Origin of the sequence: Streptomyces sp. NPDC091281 (genome assembly GCF_044757425.1) — a bacterium.
Lineage (GTDB): Bacteria > Actinomycetota > Actinomycetes > Streptomycetales > Streptomycetaceae > Streptomyces.
Map to the genome: position 1 here is coordinate 164,272 of NZ_JBIVUY010000004.1, position 26,111 is coordinate 190,382.

Genomic DNA, 26,111 nt, shown 5'->3' on the forward strand with positions numbered 1-26,111 from the left:
GAGGATCTCAGCTCTCCGCCCCACCCCGCGGCAGCGCCCCCGCGCGGTCCAGCAGGCCGGTGCGGGCGGCCAGGGCGGCCGCTTCCAGGCGGGAGCCGACGCCGAGTTTCATCAGGACGCGCTGGACGTGGGTGCGGGCCGTGGAGGGGGCGATGCCCATGCCTGCCGCGATGAGGCGGGTGTCCTCGCCGTCGGCGACGCGGACCAGCACCTCGATCTCGCGCGGGGTGAGGAGCTGGAGCAGGCGCTGACCCTCGTCGTCGGGCTGGGCGGCGGGGTTGAGGAGTTCGGCGAAGGCGCCCTGGAGGAGGGTGGGGGCCACGGCCGCCTCGCCCGCGCGGGCCTTCATGATGGCGCGCTCCACGCCCTCGATGCGCTCGTCGTGACGGACGTAGCCCGAGGCGCCCGCGGCGAACGCGGCGGCGATGCCGCGCGGGCTCGGGACCGGGCCGAGGACCAGGACCGCGACCTGGGGCCGTTCCCGCTTGATCCGGACCACCGGGTCGAACATGCCGGGTTCGGCCGGGGTCGCCGTGCCGAGCAGGCAGACCTCCGGGGCGCGGGTGATCACCAGTTCCGCCGCGCCCGCGGCGGGCGCCGCCGCGGCGAGCACCCGGTGCCCGCGCAACTTCAGCGCCGAGGCCAGCGCCTCGGCGAGCAGGCGGTGGTCGTCGACCACCATCAGCCGCACTCCCATCGAGCAACCCCCCAGTCCCCCCATGGCTGCCCAGTCGCGCACCGCCCCAGACCGGCGGAGGCCGAAAGACAGCCAACCAGCGAGGGGTGCCCCCCGGCACCCCGTTCCTCATGCCCCCGGAAGCTACACGCTTGTTCGACCTCGCGCTCCCCCTACCGGCGAGAAGTGTCCCGGATAGGGGGAATGAGTGCTTGCGCGAGATAAAGGAACGTATGCGTGTGGCCCCGCTCCTGAGCTGGGGCGGGGCCACAGGGGTGCGGCGGGGCCGGGGTGTCAGCCGGTGGTGCCGAACGCCAGTGCCAGGTACTCCTTCTCGTCGGCGGCGCCGCTGGAGTCCGCGTACACGGCCGCCATGTAGAGGTGGCCGCGGGCGAAGATCAGCTCCGAGTACTCGGGGAGCATGCGGCTCTCCGCGTCCCGTACCGACTGGGTGGACGGGTTCTGGAGCAGCTTGGTCTGCTTGAACGAACCGCCGTCGACGCTGACGATCTGGCCGCCCTCGTCGTACGGCGCCCGCTTGTAGGCGATGACGTTCTTGCCGTCCATGCGCAGCGGCACCAGTTCGTAGCCGTCGCCCGCGTCCGCGCGCTGGCCGGTCTGCTTGCCGGTGTTCAGGTCGAACGAGACGATCTCGTTGGTACGGCTGTAATCGCCGCCCCCGTCGTGCTCCTCGGTCGGGATGTAGAGCCGGTCGGCGCCGACGGCGAGGCCCGAGCACTGCTCGATCTTCGTGATGCCGTCGCAGCGGGCCGCGAACTGGTCGCCGGGCGCGCTCAGCCGGGCCTTGAGCTTGCCGGTCTTGTTGTCGATCGAGAAGAAGTCGGAGATGCCGCTGCCGTCCCCGGCGCTGTCGCCGACGTCGGCGGCCACCACCAGCGGGTCGGTCGACACGATCGCCGCGTACTCGATGCCGCTGGTCATCTTGTACTCGGAGAGCACCTTCCCGGAGACCGGGTCGATGGTCTGGATCTGGAGCTGCCGCGCGTCGTACGGGCCGCACTTGCGGATCGCGACCAGCTTGGGGCCGCCGCCGTACCCGGCGTCGTAGCAGGTGTCGGCCTGCTTCGGCGACCACAGGGACTTGCCGGTGTTGATGTCGAAGGCGGAGCCGCCCTCGGTGGCGCCCAGGGCGACCGTCGTGCCGCTGACGGTGACGTTGTCGAAGGTGATCGGGTAGTCACCGGCCGCGGAGGTCTTCGTCCACAGCTGCTTGCCGGCGTCGAGGTCGATCGCGGCGACCTGGCTGCACCCGGCCGACCTGTTCTTCTCGGGCATCTTCGGCTGGAAGACCACCGCGGTCTTGCCGTCCTCGGTGGCGTACTTGCTCGCCGTGCACACCGGGCCGGGCAGCTTGATCGTCCACAGGCGGGTGCCCTTGTCGGGGTCGTAGCCCGCGATCTCGGCGACGCCCGCCTTCACGTACGTCTTCTCCGTCAGCCATGAGCCGCTCACGACGACGCTGTCGTCCTTGGCGACCTTCGGCGACGGGATCTGGAACAGCAGCTTCGACGCCGGGTCGGCGGGCGCCTTCTCGGTGCCGCCGGCCGGGGTGCCGCCGGTGCCCTTGCCGTCGCCGTCGTCGGTGCCGCCCTTGGTGCCGCTGGAGCTGGCGGTGTCGTTCTTCTTGCCGCCGCCGCCGTCGCCGTCGTCGGAGCCCGCGTAGAGGACGCCCGCGCCGACGATCAGCGCGATCGCGACGACCGCGGCCAGCACGATCGCCACCGGGGCGTTGATGCCGCGCCGCCCGGCGGGGGCCTGCGGCGGCATCGGCACGGTCGGCTGGCCCGGATAGCCGGGATAGCCCTGCTGCGGGTGGCCCTGCTGGGGGTACGGCGCGGTCGGGTAGCCGTAGCCCGGCTGCGGGGCGCCGTACGGCTGCTGCGGGGCGCCGTACGGGTTGGGGGTGCCGGGGTTCGGGGTGCCGGGCGGGACCGGCGCGCCGGGCTGGCCCGGGTAGCCGTAGCCGGGGGGCGGCGGGGTCTGGGGCGGCTGGGGGGCACCGGCGGACTGGGGGTAGCCGTAGCTCGGGGCGGGCGGGGTCGGGGGCGCGGGGGGAGCCGCGGGGGGTGCGGCCGGTGGTGTCGCCGGGGGTGCGGCCTTGTCCAGGCTCGGGGCCTGGGCCGGGGGCGTGGCGGGGGCCGCGGGCTGGTCCGGGGTGCCCTGCGGGGGCGGGGGCGGGCCGAAACCGGGCGGTGGGGGCGGGGTGGCCCCGGTGGAGGGCTCGCCCTCCGGAGCGGCGCCCTGCGGCGGGGTGTCCCGCGGGGGCGTGTCCTGCGGGGCGGCGCCCTGCGGCGGGGTGTCCTGGGGCGGCGTGTCCTGCGGGGGCCGGTCCTCGGGGGTGCCCGGCGGGGGCGGCGGCGACTGGGTCATGGTGTGAATACCTCGGAAGAGCGCTCAGGAAGAGGGGGGACGGGGAGACGGGCGGGGAGGGGAGACAGCGGGGACGACCGCCTCACTTGCCGTAGGCGAGCATCAGCTTCTCCTTCGCCTCGTCGTTGCCCGTGAGCCGGGTGGAGGAGATGTAGAAGCGGCCGTCCACCCAGGCGACGTCGCGCGAGAAGAAGCTGCGCTCCAACGACAGCGTGCCCTCGGGGAGCTGGAGCAGCGTGGTCGGCTGGTGCGCGGACCCGGTGGTGGGCACGGACACGACGCGGCCCGCGCCGTCGTACGACGGCTGGACGTAGGCGACGAGCTTGCCGTCCTGGACGTCCATCGGCAGCATCGACGCGTCGGTCGGGGACTTGACCCGCCACTTCTCCTTGCCGGTGGCGAGGTCGAGGGCGACGACCTCGTTGGCCCCGGTGGTCGCCTCGGTCGGCAGGTAGAGGGTGTCGCCGCCGACGGCGACGCCCCCGCAGCCGGTCAGGTCGCGCTGGAGGACCGCCCAGCCGCACTGCGGCGCGAAGTCCTCGTCGACCGCGACCTGCGAGCGGAACCCGCCGCCCGGCTTGAACGCCGCGATGTTCCAGGCGTTCTTGTCCTTGTTGGTGCTGTAGACCACCAGCGGGTCGACCGAGTAGGTCCGCGCGACGGTCCAGCCCTTGTCGAACTTCTGGGTCCAGCGGGTCTTCCCGGTCGCCGGGTCCAACTCCTGGAGTTCGTCGTGCGCGTTGGCGCCGCCCGCGCCGCAGGAGGCGACCGAGATCAGCTTGGCGCCGCCCGCGAAGGCGGTCGGGAAGCAGGCGTCGCCGTACTTCTCCTTGTCCCACAGCTTCTTACCGGTCCGCACGTCGTACGCGGTGCCCGACTGCGAGCGGCCGACCATCAACGTCGTACCGGTGACGGAGAGTTCGACGGAGAGCGCGCTGTCGAAGAGCCCGCCGTCGGCGACCGTCGCGGTCCAGCCCTTGGCGCCGGTGTCCAGGTCGATCTGCTGGAGCTGGTTGCACTTGGCGCGGTCGCTGGTGCCGTTCATGTAGGCGACGACGACCTTGTCGTCGGCCGTCTTCTCCGGGGTGACCGCGCACACCTTCTGCGGCAGCGCGATCGGGTCGAAGGCGGGCTTGCCGTCCGCGACCCCGTACCCGACGACCTCCTTGTACGCCGCCTTCACCGCCGTCTTCGCGGTGACCCACATGCCGGGGGCGTCGGCGCCGGAGGCGGGGGCGTCGGGCGCCTCCTTGTACCAGAGCACCTTGGCCTCGCCGGACTTGCGGTCGGCGTTGAAGTCCTCGGTGTCGTCACCGCCGTCACCGTCGCCGCTGCCGTCGCCGGGGTCGACCGGCGTATCCGCGCTCGCGGACGCCTTGCCGTCGCCGCTCGGGGCCGCGACCGGCTTCTTCTTCCCGCCTCCGTCGTCACCGGACGTCACCGCGAACACGGTGCCGCCGATGACGAGCAGCGCGGCCACCGCGGCGCCCACCGCGAGTGCGGGCCGCCCCCGGAAGGGGTTGCGCGAACCGGACGGCGGGGTGCCGGGAGCACCGGGCGCGCCCGGGAACTGGGGCGGCGGATAACCGTAGCCCTGCCCCGGCTGGCCCGGCTGCCCCGGTTGGCCGCCGTAGGGCGGGGTGGGAGGGCCGTACGGACCGGGCTGGCCGTACGGTCCCGGCTGGGCGCCGTAGGGTCCCGGCTGCTGCGGGCTGCCGTACGGGCCCGGCTGCGGCGGTGGGCCGTACGGGCCGGGCGTGCCCGGGGCGCCGTAGGGTCCGGCCGGCGGCTGGGCGCCGTACGGGCCCGGCTGCGGCGGCTGCTGCGGCGGTCCGGCGGGCGGCGGCGGTGCGCCGAACCCGCCCTGTGGCGGCTGCTGATCGGGCGGCTGGGTCATCAGCGTCTCCCCCTCGCTCACTGATTTCTAGCCACGCCCCGAGGTTGTGTGACGGCCCCAGAGTCGTACGCGGAAACTTCTCAGACGGCCCTTTCTATCACCCGGGTACGACACCGGACGGGGCCGCGGGGGCCGCTGTTCCCAAGGGAGAACCGGCGCGTGATGCCCTTGTTACGCGCCTTCACGCCCCCTCCACGCGCCCCCCACGCCTCCGGGGGCCGGGGAGTGGGGGTGCGGCGGATCGGGCGGCGTCGGCCGGACACGAGGGGGCGTCTTCGGCCACGGCGGTCCGGGCGGCGCCGAAGACGAGGGTCCGGGGGGCGCCGCGGACGCGGGCCTGGGCGTCGTCGGCGGAAGGGCGGAAGGCCGGACCGGCGGGCCCGGCCCGGGGTCGATCAGAGGGCCCGGCCCGGATCGGTCGAGGCGTCCTCGCCCGGACCGGTTCAGGCGTCCTCGGCCAACTCCAGCCAGCGCATCTCCAGTTCCTCGCGCTCCCCGGCCAACGTCCGCAGTTCGGCGTCGAGTTCGGCGACCTTGGCGAAGTCGGTGGCGTGCTCGGCGATCCGGGCGTGCAGCTTGGTCTCCTTGTCGGAGACACGGTCCAACTGGCGCTCGATCTTCTGGAGTTCCTTCTTCGCGGCCCGCTGGTCGGCGGCGCTCTTCTCCGGCCGGTCCGCGCCGGTCCCCGTGGCCGGGGCGGGCTTCTGCGCGGCGGGCGCGCTCGCCGCGGCGGCCTCCTCCATGCGGCGGCGGCGCTCCAGGTACTCGTCGATGCCGCGCGGCAGCATCCGCAGGGAGGCGTCGCCGAGGAGGGCGAAGACGCGGTCGGTGGTGCGCTCCACGAAGAAACGGTCGTGGGAGATGACGATCATCGAGCCGGGCCAGCCGTCGAGGACGTCCTCCAGCTGCGTGAGGGTCTCGATGTCGAGGTCGTTGGTGGGCTCGTCGAGGAAGAGGACGTTCGGCTCGTCCATGAGCAGCCGCAGCAGCTGGAGGCGGCGGCGCTCACCGCCGGAGAGGTCGCCGACCGGCGTCCACTGCTTCTCCTTGCCGAAGCCGAACGTCTCGCAGAGCTGCCCGGCGGTCATCTCGCGGCCCTTGCCGAGGTCGACGCGCTCACGGACCTGCTGCACGGCCTCCAGCACCCTGAGGGTCGGGGCGAGTTCACTGACCTCCTGGGAGAGGTAGGCCAGCTTGACGGTCTTGCCGACGGCGACCCGGCCGCCCGCCGGCTGGGTCTCGCCCTCGCTGCGGGCGGCCTCCGCCATGGCCCGCAGCAGGGAGGTCTTGCCCGCGCCGTTCACGCCGACCAGGCCGATCCGGTCGCCGGGGCCGAGCTGCCAGGTGACGTGCTTGAGCAGCACCTTCGGCCCGGCCTGGACGGTCACGTCCTCCAGGTCGAACACGGTCCTGCCGAGCCGGGAGGACGCGAACTTCATCAGCTCGCTGGTGTCGCGGGGCGGCGGCACGTCCGCGATCAGCTCGTTGGCGGCCTCGACCCGGAAGCGGGGCTTGGACGTACGGGCGGGGGCGCCGCGCCGCAGCCAGGCCAGCTCCTTGCGGACCAGGTTCTGCCGCTTGGTCTCCTCGGTCGCCGCGATGCGCTCCCGCTCGGCGCGCGCGAAGACGTAGTCGGAGTAGCCGCCCTCGTACTCGTGGACGGCGCCGCGCTGCACGTCCCACATGCGGGTGCAGACCTGGTCGAGGAACCAGCGGTCGTGGGTGACGCAGACGAGGGCCGAGCGGCGCTCGCGCAGATGCCGGGCGAGCCAGGCGATGCCTTCGACGTCGAGGTGGTTGGTCGGCTCGTCCAGGACGATGAGGTCCTGGTCGTCGATGAGCAGCTTGGCCAGCGCGATACGGCGCCGCTCGCCACCGGAGAGCGGCCCGATCACGGTGTCCAGGCCCTGCGGGAAGCCGGGCAGGTCCAGGCCGCCGAAGAGGCCGGTCAGCACGTCGCGGATCTTGGCGTTGCCCGCCCACTCGTGGTCGGCGAGGTCGCGGATGACCTCGTGCCGGACGGTGGCGGCCGGGTCGAGCGAGTCGTGCTGGGTGAGCACGCCGAGACGGAGCCCGCCGGAGTGGGTGACCCGCCCGGAGTCGGCCTCCTCCAGCTTGGCGAGCATACGGATCAGGGTCGTCTTCCCGTCGCCGTTGCGGCCGACGACACCGATCCGGTCCCCTTCGGACACACCGAGCGAGACACCGTCGAGGAGGGCACGCGTTCCGTACACCTTGCTGACGTTCTCGACATTGACCAGATTGACGGCCATCTCACTCCTGCCCAGGGGGTCGATCAGCCTCCCAGCCTAGCCGCGAAAATTTCGTACCGGTCCGCCGACGGAATCGGCGGACCGCCAGGCCGCGGTGAGGTGAGGGCGGCACGGGCCGAAGCGCCGGGATGACGCTGAGCTGCACGGAGCCGGGTCGAGTGATGTTGATATCCACGAAAAGGAAACCCACGGGCCAACCGGCATGAAGCGCCTGGATGAGCCGGCCGCGGGAGCACTGCAATGTGACCGGTCCAGGGCCAGTGCGAGGTCAGGCGGGCGGGGCGACCACCAGCTGGCGGTTGATGCGGAGCCGCAGTCGGCAGCGCTCGGCGCAAGCCCCGTCGGCCAGTGCGGGTACCCCAGCATCCGCAGGCTGGGAGATCACAAACGGTCTGCACGATGTCCAGCCAGATCCGGTTCTGGGCCGTCGGCGCATGGGCATGTTGCCCGCACTGACAGCCTTGGCGGCGCGGACACGGCCCTCGGCCCGGGCCCCGGCCCCGGCCCCGGCCCCGGCCCCGGCCCACAGCAGGTGACGACGCATGAGTTCGGTAGTGATACAGCCCGAGGCATGAGTGGCGAAACAGTTCAGACGTATGCCTTCTGCGCCTGCGATCCACCAAGCGGATCCCTGAGATGCGGCTGTTCCAGCGCCGAGCCAGGAAGCGAGGGCGAATATGCACATAGCCATACGCCCATGACGCATAAAAACCTTAGAGAGCCATAAAAGCGACATCATAGATATTTAGCGCAGCCTCGCAACCGACGCATGTTTGTTCTTCGCAAATTCTTCAAGATCAAAAATAGATCGCCGAGAAACCCTGCCGTAACCCTTGATCAGTAGGGCGAGGTGACGGGGGTGCGTCACATTGATCCTTTATCCGGCAAATCCCCCTTACTGCAGCTTGGTCGCACCTTTCACTTCTTGACCATTTATTGAACAACTCTCCAGGATTCCCAACCCTGCCTCGCAGCTGATCTGCATATATGAGCCGTTCGATCGATGATGCGCAGGCCAGATTTTGGGAGGGGCTTGACCATGCCGCACAGACAAGTGACCCGGTGGGGGTCAGGATTCCGACGCCGACCACCGCAGTCCCGTCGGCTTCCACGGATGGCTATTGGCCTTGTCCTGGCAATGGCCGCAGAAGTGGCATTGGTGTCACAGAGCACCGGACTTGCGTTCGCCGCAGACACAACCATGGCTACCGCGCCTCAGGCCGTCACAGCTACCGCATCCGGACCGGCTCAGGCACAGAACGAGGCATCGGCGGTGCTGATCGCTCGTCTCCAAGGCCGGAAGATCGAGATGCGCTCGGCCCGGACAGCCGATTCGACAACATACGCACTACCCAGCGGCGAGCTGGAAACCGAGACGTACGCCGGTCCGGTGCGAGTCAAGCAGGATGGCGCTTGGAAGGACATCGACACCTCGCTGTCCGACACCGGTGCTGATCTGACCCCGGCCGCCGCGGCGGCTGACATCGCGGTCTCGGACGGAGGTGACACGGATCTGGCATCGGTTACGAAGGGGAAGGAGTCCTTCGGTCTGGGCTGGGACAACAAACTTCCCAGCCCGACGGTCAAGGACAGCACGGCCTCGTATGCTCTGGGCCGTGGCCAGACCCTGTCCGTGACGGCGCTGGCTCAGGGCTTCTCCGAAAACATACGGCTCACTCAGCGGCTGGACAACGAGACGGTCTCGTACCGGATTCCGCTAAATCTAGACGGCTTGAAGCTGTCGCAGGCGGACTCCGGGCACCTGCTACTCGCAAACGGCGCCGGCGATCTGGTGGCCGAAGCGCCCGCGCCAATGATGTGGGACGCGAGTACGGACGAAGCGTCCGGCGAGCCTGCCCACCAAGAGCGAGTAGCGACAAAGATCGAGACGGCGGACTACGGCTCGCAGATCCTGGTCCTGACCCCGGACAGCGACTTCCTCGCCACCGCGACCTACCCGGTCACCGTCGACCCCACTTCGACACTCGCGGCGGCCACGGATACCTGGGTGCAGAACCCCGACTACCCTGACTCGCAGGTCTCCTCGCAAGAGCTGAAGTCGGGCACGTACAACTCCGGCGCCGACACGGCGCGCTCTTACCTGAAGTTCGACACTTCGAAGTTCACCGGCAAGCACATTACTTCGGCGACGATGTCGCTCTATTCGTACTATTCCTCCAGCTGCTCCAGCACCGCCTCAACGCAGGCGAGGCGGGTCACCTCCTCCCTGAACACCACAACTCTTACCTGGGCCGCGCAGCCTACGACCACGACAACCAACATGGCCACCAACAGCGGTCACTGGGGCTACAGCTCCTCGTGCCCGGCCAACTGGTCGGGCTGGACGCTGACCGGCATGGTCCAGGACTGGGCCAACGGCGCCGCCAACCATGGCATCCAACTGCGCAGCTCGGACGAGACGGACTCCACGAACTGGCGCCGATTCCGTTCGGCGAACTACACCACCTCGGGGTACGCGCCCAAGCTGTCCGTGACCTACAACTCGTACGCCATCACCGGCTCGCTGGCGATCTCACCGAGCGCCGTCAACGCCTATAACGGCAAGCGCTATGTGACCAGTTACAGCCCGACCCTGTCGGCGAAGGTGACCGACCCGGACGGCTCCACGGTCAAGGCCCAGTTCGAGATCACCAACGACCCGACGTACAGCGGTGAGACTCCCTACTCCTACACGAGCACCTCGTCCTCGGTCGCCTCCGGCTCCACCGCGAAACTGACGATCCCGCCCGCGAGCCAACTGGCCGCATCGCACCTCCGGATGCGGGTCCGCGGCTACGACGGCACGGACTACGGTGCCTGGTCGTCGTACATCTACTTCGTGCCGAACGTGGCCAAGCCCAACGCACCGACCATCTCATGCGCCCCCTACACCGAGCAGACCTGGACGGCGAAGGCAGACAGTGGGGCAACCTGCACTCTGGATACGTCCTCGTCCGATGGCCAGGGTTACTACTGGGGCCTGGACGACTCTTCGGAGCCGGGCCGCGTGTACGACACCTCAGACGGCAACGGCGGCGACGCGTTGACGATCACGATCAAGCCGGGCGAGGACTGGCACAAGCTGTACGCCAAAACCATCGACTCAGGCGGGAACGTGTCTGCCACGGCTACGGAGTACGGGTTCGGTGTCGGCAACGGCGTCGGCCTGCTCACTCCGGCCAACGGCGACAACGTCGCCCGCCGGGTCGGCCTCACCTCGACAGGCAAGTCGACGTACACCGGTGTCACCTATCAGTATCGGCGAGGCGAGACCGACTCCTGGACCAGCATCCCGTACGTGGATGTCACCAAGTCCTCTGACGGCTCAGCAATCTCGGGCTGGCCGGTCACGGTCATCACCGGTGCGCCCGCACCTCTGACTTGGAGTGCCACCAACTCTCTCTCGCAGGACGGTCCGATCGACATCCGGGCAGCTTTCACCGATGGCACCACCACCGCATACTCGCAACCTCACACCATCACCTTGGACCGCAACGCGGGTACCGCTCCCGGCTTGAACATCGGGCCTGGCTCGGTGAACACGCTGACCGGCGACTACACCGTGTCCGGCACAGACGCCTCGGGTTTCGATCTGTCGGTGTCGCGGACCGCGTCCTCGCGCCGCCCGGCCTCGGGAGCGGACGCCGAGGGTCAAGTGGCAATCTTCGGCCCGCAGTGGACCTCCGGCACTACCGCGGAGATCACTGACTCGAACTGGGTGGACGTACACCGGACCTCGGCCACCTCGGTTGCTGTCGTGGATATTACTGGTGACGAGACGGGGTTCACCGCTACTTCCGCAGGCGGCTGGAAGCCCGAGCCGGGCTCGGAGGACCTGACCCTCGCTGGCTCGCTGACCGGTTCGTTCACCCTGAAGGACAACGAGGGCACGACGACCACGTTCACGAAGGTGGATTCGACAGCCACCACCTGGCAGGTGTCCACCACCAGCCTGCCGACCGACAACTCCACGACCACGGTGGTCTCGGAAAAGATAGCCTCGGTCGGCGGCACGCTGGCCCGCCCGAAGTACGTCATCGCCCCTACATCCGCTGTTTCAGCCGCCACCTGCGTCACCGCGCCGTCCACGGCGGGCTGCCGGTTGCTGGAGTTCGTCTACTCAACCTCCACCACCGCCACCTCCGGCACGCTGGGTGACTACACCGGTCAGGTCAGACAGATCAAGGAGTGGACCACCGACCCGGGCGCCTCGACGGCGACCGCTGCGGTCGTGTCGCAGTACGCCTACGACAGCTCTGGTCGCCTGCGCGAGCAGTGGGACGCTCGGATCAGCCCCGTGCTGAAGACTGCCTACACCTACGACAGCGCGGGCCGTGTCGTCACACTGACTCCTCCGGGTGAGCTGCCGTGGACGTTCGCCTATGGCAGCGCCGGAAACGCGGCCACCGCGGGTGACGGCATGCTGCTGTCTGCGTCTCGGCCGAACCTGACGGCGGGCACGAAGAGCACCACCGACGGCACAACCGCGACCACCAGCGTGGTCTACGACGTTCCACTGACCGGCGGCAAGGCACCCAACGCCATGGGCACCTCAGACGTCGGAGCCTGGGGCCAGACGGATGTACCGACGGACGCGACCGCCGTTTTCCCGGCCGGAGTCTCCCCGGACGCCTCCGTGCCTGCCTCGAACACAGGCAGCAACCTGGGGGCCTCCGACTACAAGCGCGCAACCATCATCTACAGCGACGCCTCCGGGCGCGAGGTCAACACCGCGAGCCCGGGTGGGCACACCAGCACCACCGAATACGACCGCTTCGGCAACGCCGTCCGAGAATTGTCCGCGGGCAACCGCGAGCTAGCTCTGACCTCGGTCACCAACAGTGACGCCTACGAAGAACTGTCCCTGCTGCACATCGCTGGCGACACGACCGCCGACCGCGCCACGCAGTTGTCCACCGTCTCCACCTACTCCATCGACGGTCTACAGCTACTGGACGAGAAGGGCCCCCTGCACCAGGCCACCCTCACCTCGGCCCTGGCAGCCGGAACCAGCGGAACCGACGTACCTGCCGGGACCTCCTGGCCTGTCCGCCAACACACCGTCAACACCTACGATGAGAACCGGCCGACTAACGGCACCGCTACTGTCGTCAACCAGGTCACGACCACCACAGTCGGCGCGTGGGCCGATGGATACCCTTCCGATGCCGATGTGCGCACCACGAGCAAGCAGTACGACTGGGTCAAGGGTCTGGCCACGGCCAGCATCACCGATCCGTCCGGTCTGGCGCTGAGAACCACCACCTCGTATGACTCGCAGGGAAGGGTCACCAAGTCCGCCCTCCCCAAGTCATCCGGATCGGATGCGGGCGCCACGGTGACCACGTACTACTCGGCCACGGGCACCGGTACCTGCCATGGCAAGCCGGAATGGGCCGATCTGGTCTGCTCCACCGGCCCGGCCGGCGCCATCACCGGCGGCGGCTCCAACCCCACTCAGCTGCCGACCAAGACCACCGAATACGACCGCTGGGGCAACGCCGCCAAGACCACCGAGACTGCCAACTCCGTCACACGCACCACGACCAACACCTACGACGGTGCGGGCCGCGTCCAGACCGCCGCCGTCAGTGGCGGTATCGGCACCGCCGTACCGGACACGACCACCACGTACGACACCGACAGCGGTGACGTGGCCACGGTCACGTCCAACGGGCAGACCATCACCCACACCTACGACAGGCTCGGACGGGAGATCGCCTACAACGACGGCGCCGGCAACACGGCCAGTACGCAGTACGACGCACTCGGCCGACCGGTGAAGACCACCGACTCTGCCCCATCTACCACCACCTACGCCTACGACATCACCAAAGATCCCCGAGGCCTGGAGACCTCCCGGGTCGACTCCGTCGCCGGCACCTTTGCCGCCACCTACGACGCGGACGGCAACCTCGCCACCGAATCCCTGCCCGGCGGCTACACCCTGACCGTCGCCGAGGACGAGACCGGCGCCGAGACATCCCGGGTCTACACCCAGGACAGCGACGGCACGATCGTAGCCTCCGACACCGTGGACCATTCGGTGCAGGATCAGATCGTCACGGACACCGACAGCAACGGCCAGACCCGAACCCGCGCCTACACCTACGATGCCGCCGGCCGCCTGACCCGGACCGACGACACCGACCCGAGCGGAGCCTGCACCCGCCGCGACTACACGTTCGACGACAACAGCAACCGCAGCGTCCTCGCTGCTTCCGCGGGTGAGGTCGGTGCGGCCTGCAGCTCGACCGGCGCCGCCACCACGTCGTACTCCTACGACAGCGCCGACCGGCTGACCACATCCGGAACGGTCTACGACGCATTCGGCCGCACTATCACCCAGGCCTCTGGCTCCACCATCGGCTACTACACAAACGACCTCGTCCGCCAGCAGACCTCCGGCATCAGCCGACAGACCTGGAACGTAGACGCGATAGGGCGCCTCGCAAGCTGGATCACCGAATCGAACAGCACCGGTTCCTGGACCCAGACCGCGTCCAAGACCAATCACTACGGCGCCGACAACGACAGCCCGAGCTGGACCGCCGAGAACTCCAGTGGCGCGATCACTCGGAACGTGCGTGGTATCGAGGGCCAACTCAACGCGTCCACAGGTGGTGCCGGCTCAGCAGTGCTCCAGCTGAGCAACGTCCACGGCGACGTGACGGTGCAACTTCCGCTGGACAGCGCACTTGCGGCAGTCGCCCAGTCCTTCGACGAGTACGGAAACGCCGAAGGTGATACGGCCGCTGCTCGCTACGGATGGCTCGGCACCGCACAGCGTTCTGCGGACTCCACCACCGGGGCCGTCCTGATGGGACAACGACTGTACGACCCCACCCTGGGCCGATTCCTGTCCGTCGACCCCGTGGCGGGCGGCAACGACGACGCTTATGTCTATCCGGCCGACCCTGTCAACCGGCTTGACCTGAATGGAAGGGCCACGAGGAAGCCCGCCTCGCTGAGCCATAAGGAGAAGGAAGCCCTCGACGACAAGGCGAACGGGCGGCCCTACGACCGCAAGGCATACAACTCGGCTAAGAAGAAGCTTGAGCAGGCCGAGAAGTACGCGGGGAGCCGTAACGCGCGTAAGAACCGCTCGCAGTCGGACAGCCTGCGCGTCGTGCTGAAGGATCTGGGGCTTTGGGTCTTCATCATCGCCCTCGTAGTCACCCTCGTCGTCTTCTGGGAGGTGGGCATCGTGGCCGCCGTCATCTGGGCGCTGTCGTAATAGAGCGCACAATCGAGACCCCTTGAGAGGTGGGGGGTCTAGAGGCCTCCCACCTCGGACACTGGAAAACACGAAAGAAGATGAAGTTCTCATGCATAATTTCTCCTGGTATGGCGTGCGATGTGTTTTTCGGCATCTCTCCCTCGGCGTATACGAAGAGCGGGTGACGCTGTGGACCGCCCATTCGCCGGACGAGGCGATCGCCTGTGCGGAAACCGAGGCGCGCGAGTACGTAGAAGCGCTCGAAGATGTGGAGTACGTGGACTTCGCGGAGGCGTTCCGCATCGACGGGGCTCCGGGCGAGGGAGCCGAGGTCTTCTCCCTCATGCGGGAGAGCGAGCTGGCGCCGGATACGTACGTTGAGCGGTTCTTCGCGACGGGGGACGAGCGGACCGGGTGACCGCCCCGCGGTTAGGCACCAGTGCGCGCGGATCGGTGGACGATCCGCGCGCAGTGGCTGTAGGGGTTGGCGGCCGGTCGGCGCTCTTCGTCCGAAGGGCGTCCTCAGGCGCGGTGGCCGGTCAGAGGAAGCGGACCGAGCCGATGCCTTCGAGGCCGAGGGTGCGGACGTCGGCGACGTTGGAGCTGATGGTGGTGACCTTGCCGGTGCAGTCCTTGCCCTCCCAGATCTTCACCGGGCCGGTGGTCTGGACGGACAGGCGGCCGAAGCGGGTGTTCTGGCAGGTCTGGCCGTTGCTCGGGGTCAGGCCCTCGGACGGGTCACCGAAGTTCACGTCCTGGGAGACCGTGACGCTCTTGGCGGGGGCCGCCGGGGTGGCGGGCGGGGTGGTGTTCTGGTTCTGGTCGTCGCCCTGGTTCTGGTCGTTGTTCTGGTTGTCGGGGGCGGTGCCCTTGCCGAAGAGCTGGCCGCGGACGGCGCCGTCGGGCTTGTCGGCGGTGTGGAGGTTGGCGTAGTAGTTGCCGGGGTTCTGCTTGATGCGCTGGACGACGGCGGGGTCCTGGTTCACGGCCGTGCCGGCGACGGAGAAGATGTTCTGCGGGATCGCGGTGGCGAACAGCGGGACCTGGACGGGGCCGTTCTGCCCGAAGCGGCCCTTGTGGAGGTGGGCCAGGGTGGGCGGGGTGAGGTTGACCCAGGTCAGGTTGTAGCCGACCTGGGTGCCCTTGGGCCGCTGGAAGGCCACCGCGGCGCCGTCGGGGTCACCGACCTTGGAGGCGTCGCCGTTGGGGACCTCCTGGCCGCCGCTCATGATCGCCGCCAGCCCCGACTCACGGCTGATGCCCAGCGGGTTGGCGAGCCCGCGCAGCGGCTTCAGCTGCCCGCGGATCGCGCCCGCCGGGTTCGCCGCGTCGTGCAGGTTGACGTAGAAACCGGACGGGTCGGTCCGCAGCTTCTGCGCGAGGGCCTTGTCGGTCACCGAGACCGCGCCGACCGCCTTGCTGACCGTGACCGGCATCGGCGTGGTGAACAGGCCCACCTTCACGTCACCGTTGGTGCCCGCCCGGCCCTGGTGGATGTGGCCCAGGGTCGGGGCGCCGATGCCGTTCCAGCGCAGGGAGAAGATGACCCGGTCGCCCTTGACCTCGACCAGCGCCTCGCCGGAGCCGTCGGCGTCACCCGCATGCGACTGACCGGGGGCCGGTACCTCCTGGTCGCCGGAGAGCCGGGCCCGCAGGAAGGTGGGCTTGCCCTGCGCGGGCTTCACCTGCTGCCGCTCCACGGAGGTGACGGTGCCCTGGGCGTCGTGGCCACCGCCGTGGCCGTCGCCGTGCGCGGTGCCCGTCCCGCCGTGGGCGGCGGCGGGAGAGGCGGCGAGGAGGGCGAGGGCGGCCGCCGCGGAGAAGGAGATGATCCGGCCGCGTGCTGTGTGCTGACGCATTTCTTTCGACTCCTGTCGGAAAAGGGGAAGCAGAGGAAGAAGGGGAATACGGAAGGTCCGGAGCGTGCCGAGGGAATTCATGTGCGGGTGCCAGGAGGAATGCGTCAGGCGACGGGTGACTTCACGAGAGAACCGTCGGGGGCGACCGCGAACCATTCCTCGTCGAGGCCCTGGCCGTTGAGGTCGCCGGGCACCTCGTCTCCGGCGTAGTAATAGAGCGGCCAGTCCTTGTAGGCGACCTGCTGGGCGCCCTCGGCACGCTTGACCATGCGGAAGAGGCCTCCCTCCGCGCCGTCACCGGCCGTCGGCTTCCCTTCGGCGGTCAGCGCGGGCCACACGGCGATGCAGGACTCGGAGCAGGCGCTGACGCCCTCCTTGTCCTTGGTGAAGCCGTACAGGGTGCGGCCCGCCTGGTCGACGAGGATCTTGCCGAGGTCCGTGTCGGCGACCTTCACGGCGACCTTCTTCGCACCGACGGGCTTTCCGGCCGCGGAATCCTCCGCCTTCTTCTCGTCACCGCCCCCGCAGGCGGCGAGCGAGAAAAGGGAAAGGGTGGTGACGGCGGCCAGCAGGACGGCTCGGGTACGCATGACTCTCCTGAATTCCTGAATAGGGGGACGTGTCGTTCGGCGGTGCGGGAGAGGCATGGCTCCCACTGAGCCGTCGACCCCCCGGAAGGCGTCTGCGTGTGCCTTCTGATGCCGTCTACGGGACCTTTCCCGGACAGGTTCACGAGGCGCGGAAAAACAATGAGCGGGCCGGTGTGACCGGCCCGCTCATCGGGTGGACCCAGGTGACCCCGGGGCGGTGACGCTACGGCTGCCGCGCCACCACCGTCGCGCCCGGCGCGGGTCCGGACGCCACGCGCACGGTCTTGCAGGTGCCGGACGCGGCGAGGGCGTCCGCGATGCGCGCGGCGGCCTCCGGGTCGCGGGCCAGGAACGCCGTGGTGGGGCCGGAACCGGAGACGAGGGTGGTGAGGGCGCCCGCGGCGCGGCCCGCGGCGAGGGTGTCGGCCAGCTCCGGGTAGAGGGAGAGCGCCGCGGGCTGGAGGTCGTTGCTCACGGCGGCGGCGAGCGCGTCCGGGTCGCCCTTGGCGAGCGCGTCGAGGAGGTCGCGGGAGGCGACCGGCTCCGGGATGTCCCGGCCCTCGGCGAGCCGGTCGAACGCGTGGAAGACCGCCGGGGTGGACAGGCCGCGCGGGGCCATCGCGAACACCCAGGAGAAGGTGCCGCCCGTCTCCAGCGGGGTCAGGCGCTCGCCGCGACCGGTGCCGAGGGCGGCGCCGCCGACCAGACTGAACGGCACGTCGCTGCCCAACTCGGCGCAGATGTCGAGCAGTTCGGTACGGGAGGCGCCGATGCCCCACAGGGTGTCGCAGGCAAGCAGGGCCGCCGCGCCGTCCGCGCTGCCGCCCGCCATGCCGCCCGCGACGGGGATGTCCTTGGCGATGTGGACGTGGACGTCGGCGGTCCGGCCGTGGCGCTCGGCGAGGGCCAGCGCGGCGCGGGCGGCCAGGTTGGTGCCGTCCAGGGGGACCTGGTCGGCGTCCGGGCCGGTGCAGGTGACGCGCAGGCCGTCGGCGGGGGTGACGGTGACCTCGTCGTAGAGGCCGACGGCGAGGAAGACATTGGCGAGGTCGTGGAAGCCGTCGGCGCGGGCGGCGCCCACCGCGAGCTGGACGTTGACCTTGGCGGGCACCCGGACGGTGACGCTCACTCGGCGCTCTCCTGCTGGTTCTCGGTGCGGGCGGCGGGCCCGGTGCCGTCGGTGCCGTCCGCCGGGCCGGTGGGCTCGGCGGGCTTGTGCTCGGCGATGCGGGCGAACTCCTCCACAGTGAGGGACTCGCCGCGGGCCTGCGGGGAGACCCCGGCCGCGACCAGCGCCCGCTCGGCGGCGGCGGCCGAACCGGCCCAGCCCGCCAGCGCGGCGCGCAGCGTCTTGCGGCGCTGCGCGAAGGCCGCGTCGACGGCCGCGAAGACCTCGTGGCGGGAGGCGGTGGTGGCGAGCGGCACGGTACGGCGGGTGAGGGCGACCAGGCCGCTGTCGACGTTCGGGGCGGGCCAGAAGACGTTCCGGCCGATCGCGCCCGCGCGCTTGACCTCGGCGTACCAGTTCGCCTTCACCGACGGGACGCCGTACACCTTCGAGCCGGGCGGGGCGGCGAGGCGGTCGGCGACCTCCGACTGCACCATCACGAGGGTGCGCTCGATGGTCGGGAAGGTGTCGAGCATGTGCAGCAGGACGGGCACGGCGACGTTGTACGGCAGGTTCGCCACCAGCGCGGTCGGGGGCGGGCCCGGCAGCTCGGTCACCTGCATGGCGTCCGAGTGCACCAGCGCGAAGCGGGCGGCGCGGTCGGGCATACGGGCCGCGATCGTCGCCGGGAGGGCGCTCGCGAGGACGTCGTCGATCTCCACGGCGGTGACGTGGGCGGCGGCCTCCAGGAGGGCGAGGGTCAGCGAGCCGAGCCCCGGGCCGACCTCGACGACGGTGTCCTCGGGGCGGACCTGTGCGGTGCGGACGATACGGCGGACCGTGTTGGCGTCGATCACGAAGTTCTGGCCGCGTTGCTTGGTGGGGCGTACGCCGAGGGTGGCCGCGAGGTCGCGGATGTCGGCGGGGCCGAGGAGGGAGTCGGGGGTGGGGCTGGTCACGGGGTCAAGGGTACGGGGGGTTGGGGGGCGGTTTCCCCTGCCGGGGTGGGGGGCGCCTGGTCTGTGCCGGTGCGGTGCGCGGTTCCCCTCCGGGGGTGCCTGGTCCGTGCCGGTGCTGCGCGGTTCCCCGCGCCCCCAAGATGCCGGGGTCGCCCCGGCCGGGGTCGTAATGCCTGGGCGATCATCGCCCTGTGCGCGGTTCCCCGCGCCCCCAAGGTGCCGGGGTCACCCCGGCCGGTGTTGTGAGGCCTGGCCCACCACCGCTCTGTGCGCGGTTCCCCGCGCCCCCAAGGGGGGTGGGACGCTCAGCGGCGCTCAAGGCCGCGGCTACAGCCGTGCCCCGCAATGGGGCCACGGGGACGCGCCTCGGGTGATGTAGAGCTTTTTCGCTCGGACCGTCTGTTCTGCTGCGGGGGCGTCCTGGGGGCGGCCGGTGCCGCCGAGGCTCTGCCAGGTGCGGGTGTCGAACTGGTAGAGGCCGCCGTAGGTGCCGGAGGGGTCGACGGCGTGCGGGCGGCCGCCGGACTCGCAGGCGGCGAGGGCCTGCCAGTCGAGGTGGTCGGCGCCGCTCACCGAGGTCGGCATCGCGCGGGTGCCGACCTTCACCAGCTGGGGGCGCGGCTCGCGGACGAGTTCGGTGCGCAGCCGGGTCGGGCGCTGGCGGACGCCGTTGACGGTGCGCAGGGCGTACGTGATCCGCCGCAGCCCGACCTGCCCGGCCCGCTCGACGACCTCGGTGCCCTTGAACAGCGAGGGGTCCTCGACGCGCCGTACCGCGAACGCGACCGGCTCCTCCCGTACCTCCTGGCCGCCGGTGATCCGCAGCACGGTGACGGTCTGCCCGTCGCGCGGGAAGCTCTCCGCCGGTACGGAGGTGGTGTCCAGGCCGCGCAGGGTGATCCCGGCCTGCTGGACGGCCTCCTCCACGGTCGCGGCGTTGGTGCGCACCACGCGGGCCCGGCCGTCGGCGACGACCGTCACCGCCCGCTCGGTGCGGACGTCCAGCGCGAGCCCGGCCCGCCCGATGCGCGCCGACCGCGCCAGGGAGAGGTGGGCGCCCTCGGCGCGTACGCCGAACTGCCGCAGCGCCTCGTCCACGGTCCGCGCCGTCGTCCACACGTCGCGCCGCTCGCCGTCGAGGGTGAGGCGTACGGGGCGGCCGTAGTGGACCTCGATGTCGTCGCCGCTGGTCAGCCCGGTGCCGGGGGCGGGTGAGACGACATCGTGGGCGCCGAGGCGTACGCCCTCCTCGGCGAGGAGTTCGCCCACGTCGTCGGCGAAGGTGTGGAGGGTGCGGGGCGCGCCGTCGACGGTGAGTTCGACGGCCTTGTCCTTCGCGACGAACGCGGTCGTCCCGCCCGCCAGGAAGGCGACCACGAGGGCCTGGGGGAGGAGGCGGCGGACGGCGGAGTCCGGGCGTTCGCCCCGGCGCCGGTCGGCCCGCCGCCCCGTGGCGGGCCGGGCGTCGGCCTGGCGGGGCAGGCCCGGCGGCGCCGGGGCGACGAGGGTGGGGGTGGGCGCGGGGGCCGTCCCGTGGCCGGGGCGGTAGGGGTCGCCGTAGGGGCCGGGCGGCGGCGGGTACGTCCCGTACGCCAGGGTCTCCGCGCTGTGCAGGTCTCTCACATCGCTCACGCCGACACGCTCCCCAGGGGTCCGGATTCGGGCCCCCAGAACCTAGCGGAGCGCCCGTCACTCTCCAAAGCGACGCGGCTACGCGGAGTGCTGTTCGAGGAGGCGGCCGGAATGTTCGGCCGGGCCCGTCAGTAACCGAACGCGCGGGCCGTGTTGGCGGCGAGGGCGGTCGCGAGGGTGTCCTCGTCGAGGTCGCGTACGGCGGCCATCGCGCGGACCGTGACCGGCACGAGGTAGGGGGCGTTGGGGCGGCCGCGGTAGGGCGCCGGGGTGAGGAAGGGGGCGTCCGTCTCGACCAGGACCAGGTCCAGGGGGGCGACGGCGAGGGCGTCCCGCAGGTGCTGGGCGTTCTTGAAGGTGACGTTGCCCGCGAAGGACAGGAAGTACCCGGCGCGGGCGCACACCTCGGCCATCTCGGCGTCGCCGGAGTAGCAGTGGAAGACGGTGCGCTCGGGCGCGCCCTCCTCCTTGAGGATGCGCAGCACGTCCGCGTGGGCGTCGCGGTCGTGGATGACGAGGGCCTTGCCGTGCCGCTTGGCCATCTCGATGTGGGCGCGGAAGGAGTGCTCCTGGGCGTCCTTGCCGTCGGGGCCGGTGCGGAAGTGGTCGAGGCCGGTCTCGCCGACGCCCTTGACGTGCGGGAGCGCGGCGAGCCGGTCGATCTCGGCGAGCGCCTCGTCGAGCGCGCCCGCGCCGCCGCCGGGCCGCGCGCCCTGCCGGGACCAGCCGTCGGGGTCGCCGTGCACGATGCGCGGCGCCTCGTTGGGATGCAGGGCGACGGCGGCGTGGACGTTCGCGTACGCCTCGGCCGTCTCGGCGGCCCAGCGGGAGCCGTTCACGTCGCAGCCGACCTGGACCACCGTGGTCACCCCGACCGAGGCCGCCTTGGCGAGGCCCTCCTCGACCGTGCCCGCCTGCATGTCGAGGTGGGTGTGCGAGTCGGCGACCGCCACCCGCAGCGGGGCCGGGAGCGGCGGCGCGGCGTTCTTGTCGGAGCGGCCCGTGCGGTCGGCGTTCGAAGGCATGCCCCCGATCCTACGGAAGGGGCCGACCCCCGAACGCCCCGCTCTGCGGCCTAGCTCGCCTTGCGCTGGAAGGGGTGGAGGAGGTCGGAGAGGTGCCAGTGGTGCGGCCGGGGGCCGGGGACCTCCGCCGGGTCCTGGGCGCCGTCGCCCGCGCTGTCGGTCCCGTCGGGCGTCTGTCCGGGCGTGGCCGTCCCGCGGGGCGTACGGGCCGCGCTGAGCACCGAGGAGACCTGTCCGGCGCGCATGATGCGCACGAGGTGCCCGTCGCAGTTCTGGCATCCCGGCCGGCTCAGCGGCGACGGCACGATCCGGCCGTCGGCGACGTAGACGACGAACTCGTGTCCGTCACGGTCCCGGTGGTGTTCGATCTCGTACGACTGTTCCCAGCCGTGCCCGCAGCGCATGCAGGCGAAGGAGTACGACTCGTGCACGACGGGGGTGCCCGCCGCCCGCAGTCCGGTCTGCCCCGACATCTCGCTCATGCCAGCTCCTGTTGTCCGCTGGTCAGACGCCTCCGGGTACGGATTCCCCCCGGAACCCCGTGGAGGCGAGGGACGGGTGCGTCCCTGAGTCCAGTGGACTGCTCGGCCCGCCCGGACGCAGCACTCCTGCCGACTGTTGGACCCGATTTGGCCCTTCCTTGCCGAAGCGGTGCACACGGTACGCCTGGGCTTTGCCGACGACGTCAACTCTTTACCGCGCCGAGGACATACCCCCGCCCCGAGCAGGTGGCGGGGCCGCAGGCCCCCGCCTCAGGGGCGCGGGGAACTGCGCGACCGGCCCCCACCCACCCGCACCCGCCGCCGCACCCGCGCCCGACCGCCCCGCCCCGCGCCCCCCGCTCAACCCTCGGAGTGCTTCGCCGACACCACCGCGTCGAACACCTGCCGCTTCGGCACCCCCGCCTCCGCCGCGACCGCCGCGATCGCCTCCTTGCGCCGCTCCCCGGCCTCCTCCCGCACCCGCACCCGCCGTACGAGTTCCTCCGGCCCGAACTCCTCCGGTCCGCGCACGGGCGCCCCGGTGACGACGACGGTGATCTCGCCGCGTACGCCCTCGGCGGCCCACTCGGCCAGGTCGGCGAGCGGGCCGCGCCGTACCTCCTCGTACGTCTTGGTCAGCTCGCGGCAGACGGCCGCGCGGCGGTCGGCGCCGAAGACCTCGGACATCGCGGCGAGGGTGTCGTCGAGGCGGTGCGGGGCCTCGAAGTAGACGAGGGTGCGGCGTTCCTCGGCGACCTCGCGCAGCCGGGTGAGCCGTTCGCCCGCCTTGCGCGGCAGGAACCCCTCGAAGCAGAACCGGTCGACGGGCAGCCCGGACAGGGCGAGCGCGGTGAGGACGGCGGACGGGCCGGGCACGGCGGTGACGCGGACGTCCTGCTCGACGGCGGCGGCGACCAGCCGGTAGCCGGGGTCGGACACGGACGGCATGCCCGCGTCGGTGACGAGCAGCACGCGTGCCCCGCCGAGGAGGGCGTCGACCAGTTCGGGGGTGCGGGCGGACTCGTTGCCCTCGAAGTACGACACGACGCGGCCCTTGGGGGTCACGCCCAGCGCCTGGGTGAGGCGGCGCAGCCGCCGGGTGTCCTCGGCGGCGATGACGTCGGCGCCGGCCAGTTCGGCGGCGAGCCGGGGCGGCGCGTCTTCGACGTCGCCGATGGGGGTGCCGGCGAGGACGAGGACGCCGGGCGGGAGGGCGGAGGAGCCGTGGGCGGCGGGACGGGCGGGCGTATCTGTCACGTTTCCATCCTCGCAGGGGGAGAGACACGGGACTCCCACAGACGGGTTCCCTACGATGGCGCGGTGACCAGTACCGCGTCCTCGACGGACTCCACGGGCTCCACGGGCTCCCCGCGCGCCACGGACCACGGCCGGGACAGCCGCCCGCACGACGGCTCGCACGACGGCCCGTACGACGGTTCGGACCACGGCGCAGCCGACGGCCGGGACCCGGCGCCGCAGGACCGGCGGCCGTCCTGGCCGGACCGCCTGCGCCGGTTCGGCCACACGCCCGCGCCGGCCGCCGACGTCCGCGAGCGGCTGGTGCCGCCGTACGCCGTGCCGGGGTCGCGGCTGTGGCAGGCGCTCGGGGTGCCGCCCACGCTCGCCGACCGGGTGAACCGCTGGTCGGGCTGGCTCGGGCCGCTGCTGGTGACGCTGGTGGCGGGGGTGCTGCGGTTCTGGAACCTCGGCAGCCCGAAGGCGGTGATATTCGACGAGACGTACTACGCGAAGGACGCGTGGGCGCTGGTCCACCGGGGCTTCGAGGTCAACTGGGACAAGAACGCCAACGACCTGGTGCTGTCCTCGGGCGGGCATCTGCCGATCCCGTCGGACGCGGCGTACGTGGTGCATCCGCCGGTCGGGAAGTACGTCATCGGGCTGGGCGAGCTGCTCTTCGGGTTCGACCCGTTCGGCTGGCGGTTCATGACGGCGCTGCTCGGCACGCTCTCCGTGCTGATGCTCTGCCGGATCGGGCGGCGGCTGTTCCGCTCCACCTTCCTCGGCTGCCTGGCGGGCGCGCTGATGGCGGTGGACGGCCTGCACTTCGTGATGAGCCGCACCTCGCTGCTCGACGGCGTGCTGATGTTCTTCGTGCTGGCGACGTTCGGCTGCCTGCTGGCCGACCGGGACCGGGCGCGTGCCCGGCTCGCGGCGGCGCTGCCCGTGGACGCGGACGGCCGGGTGCGGCCGAACGCGCTGGTCGCGGAGACCGTGAGCCTGGGATGGCGGCCGTGGCGGTGGGCGGCGGGCGTGATGCTCGGTCTGGCGATCGGCACCAAGTGGAACGGCCTGTACATCATGGTCGCGTTCTGCCTGATGACGGTGGTGTGGGACGTGGCCGCGCGCCGCGTCGCGGGGGCCCGCCACCCGTACCGGGCGGTGCTGAGGCGGGACACGGGCCTGGCGTTCCTGTCGACCGTGCCGGTGGCGCTCGCCGTCTACCTGGTCTCCTGGACGGGCTGGATCCTCTCCCCCACCGACGGCTCGGGCGGCTACTACCGCAACTGGGCGGCCGGTGACGGCAAGGGCGGCACCTGGTCCTGGCTGCTGCCGGACTGGCTGCGCAGCCTGTGGCACTACGAGCACGAGGTGTACGACTTCCACACCCACCTCACCTCGCCGCACACCTACCAGTCGAACCCGTGGAGCTGGCTGGTCCAGGGCCGCCCGGTGTCGTACTTCTACGAGTCCCCGGCGCCCGGCACGGACGGCTGCCCCATGGACGCGGGCGAGAAGTGCGCGCGGGAGGTCCTGGCGCTGGGCACCCCGATGCTGTGGTGGACGGCCTGCTTCGCCGTCCTCTACGTCCTGTGGCGCTGGCTGTTCCGCCGGGACTGGCGCGCGGGCGCGATCCTCTGCGGCATCGCGGCGGGCTACCTCCCCTGGTTCCTCTACCAGGAACGCACGATCTTCCTCTTCTACGCCGTCGTCTTCCTCCCCTTCCTCTGCCTGGCCGTCGCGATGCTCCTCGGCGCCCTGGTCGGCCGCCCCGGCTCCACGGACACCCGCAGAGTCGCGGGCGCCACCGCCGCGGGCGTCCTGGTCCTCCTCATCACCTGGAACTTCATCTACTTCTGGCCCCTCTACACCGGCCAGGCCATCCCGATCGACGACTGGCGGGCCCGGATGTGGCTGGACACGTGGGTGTAGCGCCCGGGGAGCCGCCGCCCGCGCCGGGCACCCAGGACCACGAGGCCCCCCAGGACCAGGAGGACCACGAGGAGCAGGCGAGCGTCACGCGCCGCCTGCTGTACTTCCTGAACGGTCGGCTGGCCCCGCGCTGCCGGCTGCGGGGTGTGCTGCCCGCTCCGGGTGCCGTGCGCGTCGCCGTACGGGTGGGGAAGAGGAAGGACGCGGTGGACTTCCTCTACGAGATCCCCCACGGCGCGGTGAGCACGTACGCCCTGCCGGGCCTGCTGCGGGCCGTGCTGACCGGTCGGCGGCTCCACAGCAGCAGCGACGTCGGCGAGGTCATGGGGATGACGCTGATCCGGCTGCACCCGGAGCGGATCGTCGCGGACCCGGAGCCCGCGGCGGGCCGCGCGCTGACCGCGGTGCGGGCGCTCGCGGAGCCCGCCGCCGACGCCGAGGACCCGTTCCTGGTGGGCTTCCTGATGCGTGACGACGGTCTGCTGCGCCTGTACGTCCGGCCCACCGACGGCCCCGGTGTCCTCGGTGCCGACGTCCCCCTCGCCGAGAGCCCGTCCACCGCCCTCCTCGCCGCCCTGCCCTCCCTCGTCGAGGAGCCCGGCCGCCTGCGCCCCTCCCCGGACGACCCGCACTGCGACCTGCTGGCCGATCTGACGGACCGGTTCTGAGGGCGGAGGAACCCCACGCGGGCCCCGCTCGTCCACGTATGTGATCCTCGACCCCCTTTTCGGTCAGCCCACCGACTGCGGTTCGGCCAACAAAAGGCAACAGCAGGCCCAGTTTTCGCCCGTGACGCATACAGTGCGGGGACGGAAACGGGGAGGGTGCA

Annotated in this window: 16 protein-coding genes; 4 read left to right on the forward strand and 12 right to left on the reverse strand. The window is 71.1% G+C overall.

Annotation, left to right across the window (positions count from 1 at the left end; translation table 11 throughout):
* Nucleotides 1-7 precede the first annotated feature (7 nt).
* From ACIQPQ_RS12330 to ACIQPQ_RS12345, 4 genes are all read right to left on the reverse strand, one after another.
* Entirely contained in the window at nucleotides 8-697 is a 690-nt protein-coding gene (locus ACIQPQ_RS12330) for a LuxR C-terminal-related transcriptional regulator (RefSeq protein WP_401302906.1), read from the reverse strand.
* 273 nt (nucleotides 698-970) lie between these two features.
* Entirely contained in the window at nucleotides 971-3,067 is a 2,097-nt protein-coding gene (locus ACIQPQ_RS12335; protein ID WP_401302908.1) for a PQQ-binding-like beta-propeller repeat protein, read from the reverse strand.
* Nucleotides 3,068-3,149: 82 nt separating this feature from the next.
* Nucleotides 3,150-4,964 (reverse strand): PQQ-binding-like beta-propeller repeat protein, encoded by a 1,815-nt coding sequence (locus tag ACIQPQ_RS12340; protein WP_401302910.1) that lies wholly within the window; start codon nucleotides 4,962-4,964, stop codon nucleotides 3,150-3,152.
* A gap of 443 nt (nucleotides 4,965-5,407) precedes the next feature.
* Nucleotides 5,408-7,237: an ABC-F family ATP-binding cassette domain-containing protein gene (locus ACIQPQ_RS12345; protein WP_401302912.1), complete on the reverse strand. Its 1,830-nt coding sequence runs from the start codon at nucleotides 7,235-7,237 to the stop codon at nucleotides 5,408-5,410.
* 1,273 nt (nucleotides 7,238-8,510) lie between these two features.
* On the opposite strand from ACIQPQ_RS12345, the gene ACIQPQ_RS12350 reads away from it, so the two are divergent.
* Nucleotides 8,511-14,474 (forward strand): DNRLRE domain-containing protein, encoded by a 5,964-nt coding sequence (locus tag ACIQPQ_RS12350; RefSeq protein ID WP_401302913.1) that lies wholly within the window; start codon nucleotides 8,511-8,513, stop codon nucleotides 14,472-14,474.
* A 163-nt stretch (nucleotides 14,475-14,637) separates the two neighbouring features.
* Nucleotides 14,638-14,874 (forward strand): hypothetical protein, encoded by a 237-nt coding sequence (locus ACIQPQ_RS12355; protein WP_401302914.1) that lies wholly within the window; start codon nucleotides 14,638-14,640, stop codon nucleotides 14,872-14,874.
* Between the two features lie 121 nt (nucleotides 14,875-14,995).
* Here ACIQPQ_RS12355 and ACIQPQ_RS12360 read toward each other — a convergent pair whose 3' ends face one another.
* From ACIQPQ_RS12360 to rsmI, 8 genes are all read right to left on the reverse strand, one after another.
* Nucleotides 14,996-16,315, reverse strand: coding sequence for a CHRD domain-containing protein (locus tag ACIQPQ_RS12360; RefSeq protein ID WP_401302916.1), 1,320 nt, complete (start codon nucleotides 16,313-16,315; stop codon nucleotides 14,996-14,998).
* A 104-nt stretch (nucleotides 16,316-16,419) separates the two neighbouring features.
* Entirely contained in the window at nucleotides 16,420-16,905 is a 486-nt protein-coding gene (locus ACIQPQ_RS12365; RefSeq protein ID WP_401302918.1) for a hypothetical protein, read from the reverse strand.
* Between the two features lie 223 nt (nucleotides 16,906-17,128).
* Nucleotides 17,129-18,034: a 4-(cytidine 5'-diphospho)-2-C-methyl-D-erythritol kinase gene (locus ACIQPQ_RS12370; protein WP_401302920.1), complete on the reverse strand. Its 906-nt coding sequence runs from the start codon at nucleotides 18,032-18,034 to the stop codon at nucleotides 17,129-17,131.
* Nucleotides 18,031-18,972 carry a 16S rRNA (adenine(1518)-N(6)/adenine(1519)-N(6))-dimethyltransferase RsmA gene (rsmA, locus tag ACIQPQ_RS12375; RefSeq protein WP_401302921.1) on the reverse strand — a complete coding sequence of 314 codons (942 nt, stop codon included), beginning with the start codon at nucleotides 18,970-18,972 and terminating at the stop codon, nucleotides 18,031-18,033. The genes ACIQPQ_RS12370 and rsmA overlap by 4 nt, the downstream gene beginning before the upstream one ends.
* A 327-nt stretch (nucleotides 18,973-19,299) precedes the next feature.
* Nucleotides 19,300-20,604 carry a ubiquitin-like domain-containing protein gene (locus ACIQPQ_RS12380; protein WP_401302923.1) on the reverse strand — a complete coding sequence of 435 codons (1,305 nt, stop codon included), beginning with the start codon at nucleotides 20,602-20,604 and terminating at the stop codon, nucleotides 19,300-19,302.
* Between the two features lie 128 nt (nucleotides 20,605-20,732).
* Nucleotides 20,733-21,629 (reverse strand): TatD family hydrolase, encoded by an 897-nt coding sequence (locus ACIQPQ_RS12385; protein WP_401302925.1) that lies wholly within the window; start codon nucleotides 21,627-21,629, stop codon nucleotides 20,733-20,735.
* A 50-nt stretch (nucleotides 21,630-21,679) separates the two neighbouring features.
* Nucleotides 21,680-22,111, reverse strand: coding sequence for a hypothetical protein (locus tag ACIQPQ_RS12390; protein ID WP_401302927.1), 432 nt, complete (start codon nucleotides 22,109-22,111; stop codon nucleotides 21,680-21,682).
* Nucleotides 22,112-22,471: 360 nt separating this feature from the next.
* The gene (gene rsmI, locus ACIQPQ_RS12395; protein WP_401302929.1) at nucleotides 22,472-23,368 is read right to left on the reverse strand and encodes a 16S rRNA (cytidine(1402)-2'-O)-methyltransferase; all 897 of its coding nucleotides are present in this window, start codon (nucleotides 23,366-23,368) and stop codon (nucleotides 22,472-22,474) included.
* Between the two features lie 63 nt (nucleotides 23,369-23,431).
* Here rsmI and ACIQPQ_RS12400 point away from each other — a divergent pair, with 63 nt between their 5' ends.
* Nucleotides 23,432-25,282 carry a dolichyl-phosphate-mannose--protein mannosyltransferase gene (locus ACIQPQ_RS12400; protein ID WP_401302931.1) on the forward strand — a complete coding sequence of 617 codons (1,851 nt, stop codon included), beginning with the start codon at nucleotides 23,432-23,434 and terminating at the stop codon, nucleotides 25,280-25,282.
* Nucleotides 25,273-25,950 (forward strand): hypothetical protein, encoded by a 678-nt coding sequence (locus tag ACIQPQ_RS12405; RefSeq protein ID WP_401302933.1) that lies wholly within the window; start codon nucleotides 25,273-25,275, stop codon nucleotides 25,948-25,950. The genes ACIQPQ_RS12400 and ACIQPQ_RS12405 overlap by 10 nt, the downstream gene beginning before the upstream one ends.
* The last annotated feature ends 161 nt before the right edge of the window (nucleotides 25,951-26,111 follow it).

What these genes read in the sequence shown, in the direction of transcription:
- ACIQPQ_RS12330 (WP_401302906.1), bottom strand. Translation starts at nt 697, where the DNA reads ATGGGAGTGCGGCTGATGGTGGTCGACGACCACCGCCTGCTCGCCGAG.
- ACIQPQ_RS12335 (WP_401302908.1), bottom strand. Translation starts at nt 3,067, where the DNA reads ATGACCCAGTCGCCGCCGCCCCCGCCGGGCACCCCCGAGGACCGGCCC.
- ACIQPQ_RS12340 (WP_401302910.1), bottom strand. Translation starts at nt 4,964, where the DNA reads ATGACCCAGCCGCCCGATCAGCAGCCGCCACAGGGCGGGTTCGGCGCA.
- ACIQPQ_RS12345 (WP_401302912.1), bottom strand. Translation starts at nt 7,237, where the DNA reads ATGGCCGTCAATCTGGTCAATGTCGAGAACGTCAGCAAGGTGTACGGA.
- ACIQPQ_RS12360 (WP_401302916.1), bottom strand. Translation starts at nt 16,315, where the DNA reads ATGCGTCAGCACACAGCACGCGGCCGGATCATCTCCTTCTCCGCGGCG.
- ACIQPQ_RS12365 (WP_401302918.1), bottom strand. Translation starts at nt 16,905, where the DNA reads ATGCGTACCCGAGCCGTCCTGCTGGCCGCCGTCACCACCCTTTCCCTT.
- ACIQPQ_RS12385 (WP_401302925.1), bottom strand. Translation starts at nt 21,629, where the DNA reads ATGCCTTCGAACGCCGACCGCACGGGCCGCTCCGACAAGAACGCCGCG.
- ACIQPQ_RS12390 (WP_401302927.1), bottom strand. Translation starts at nt 22,111, where the DNA reads ATGAGCGAGATGTCGGGGCAGACCGGACTGCGGGCGGCGGGCACCCCC.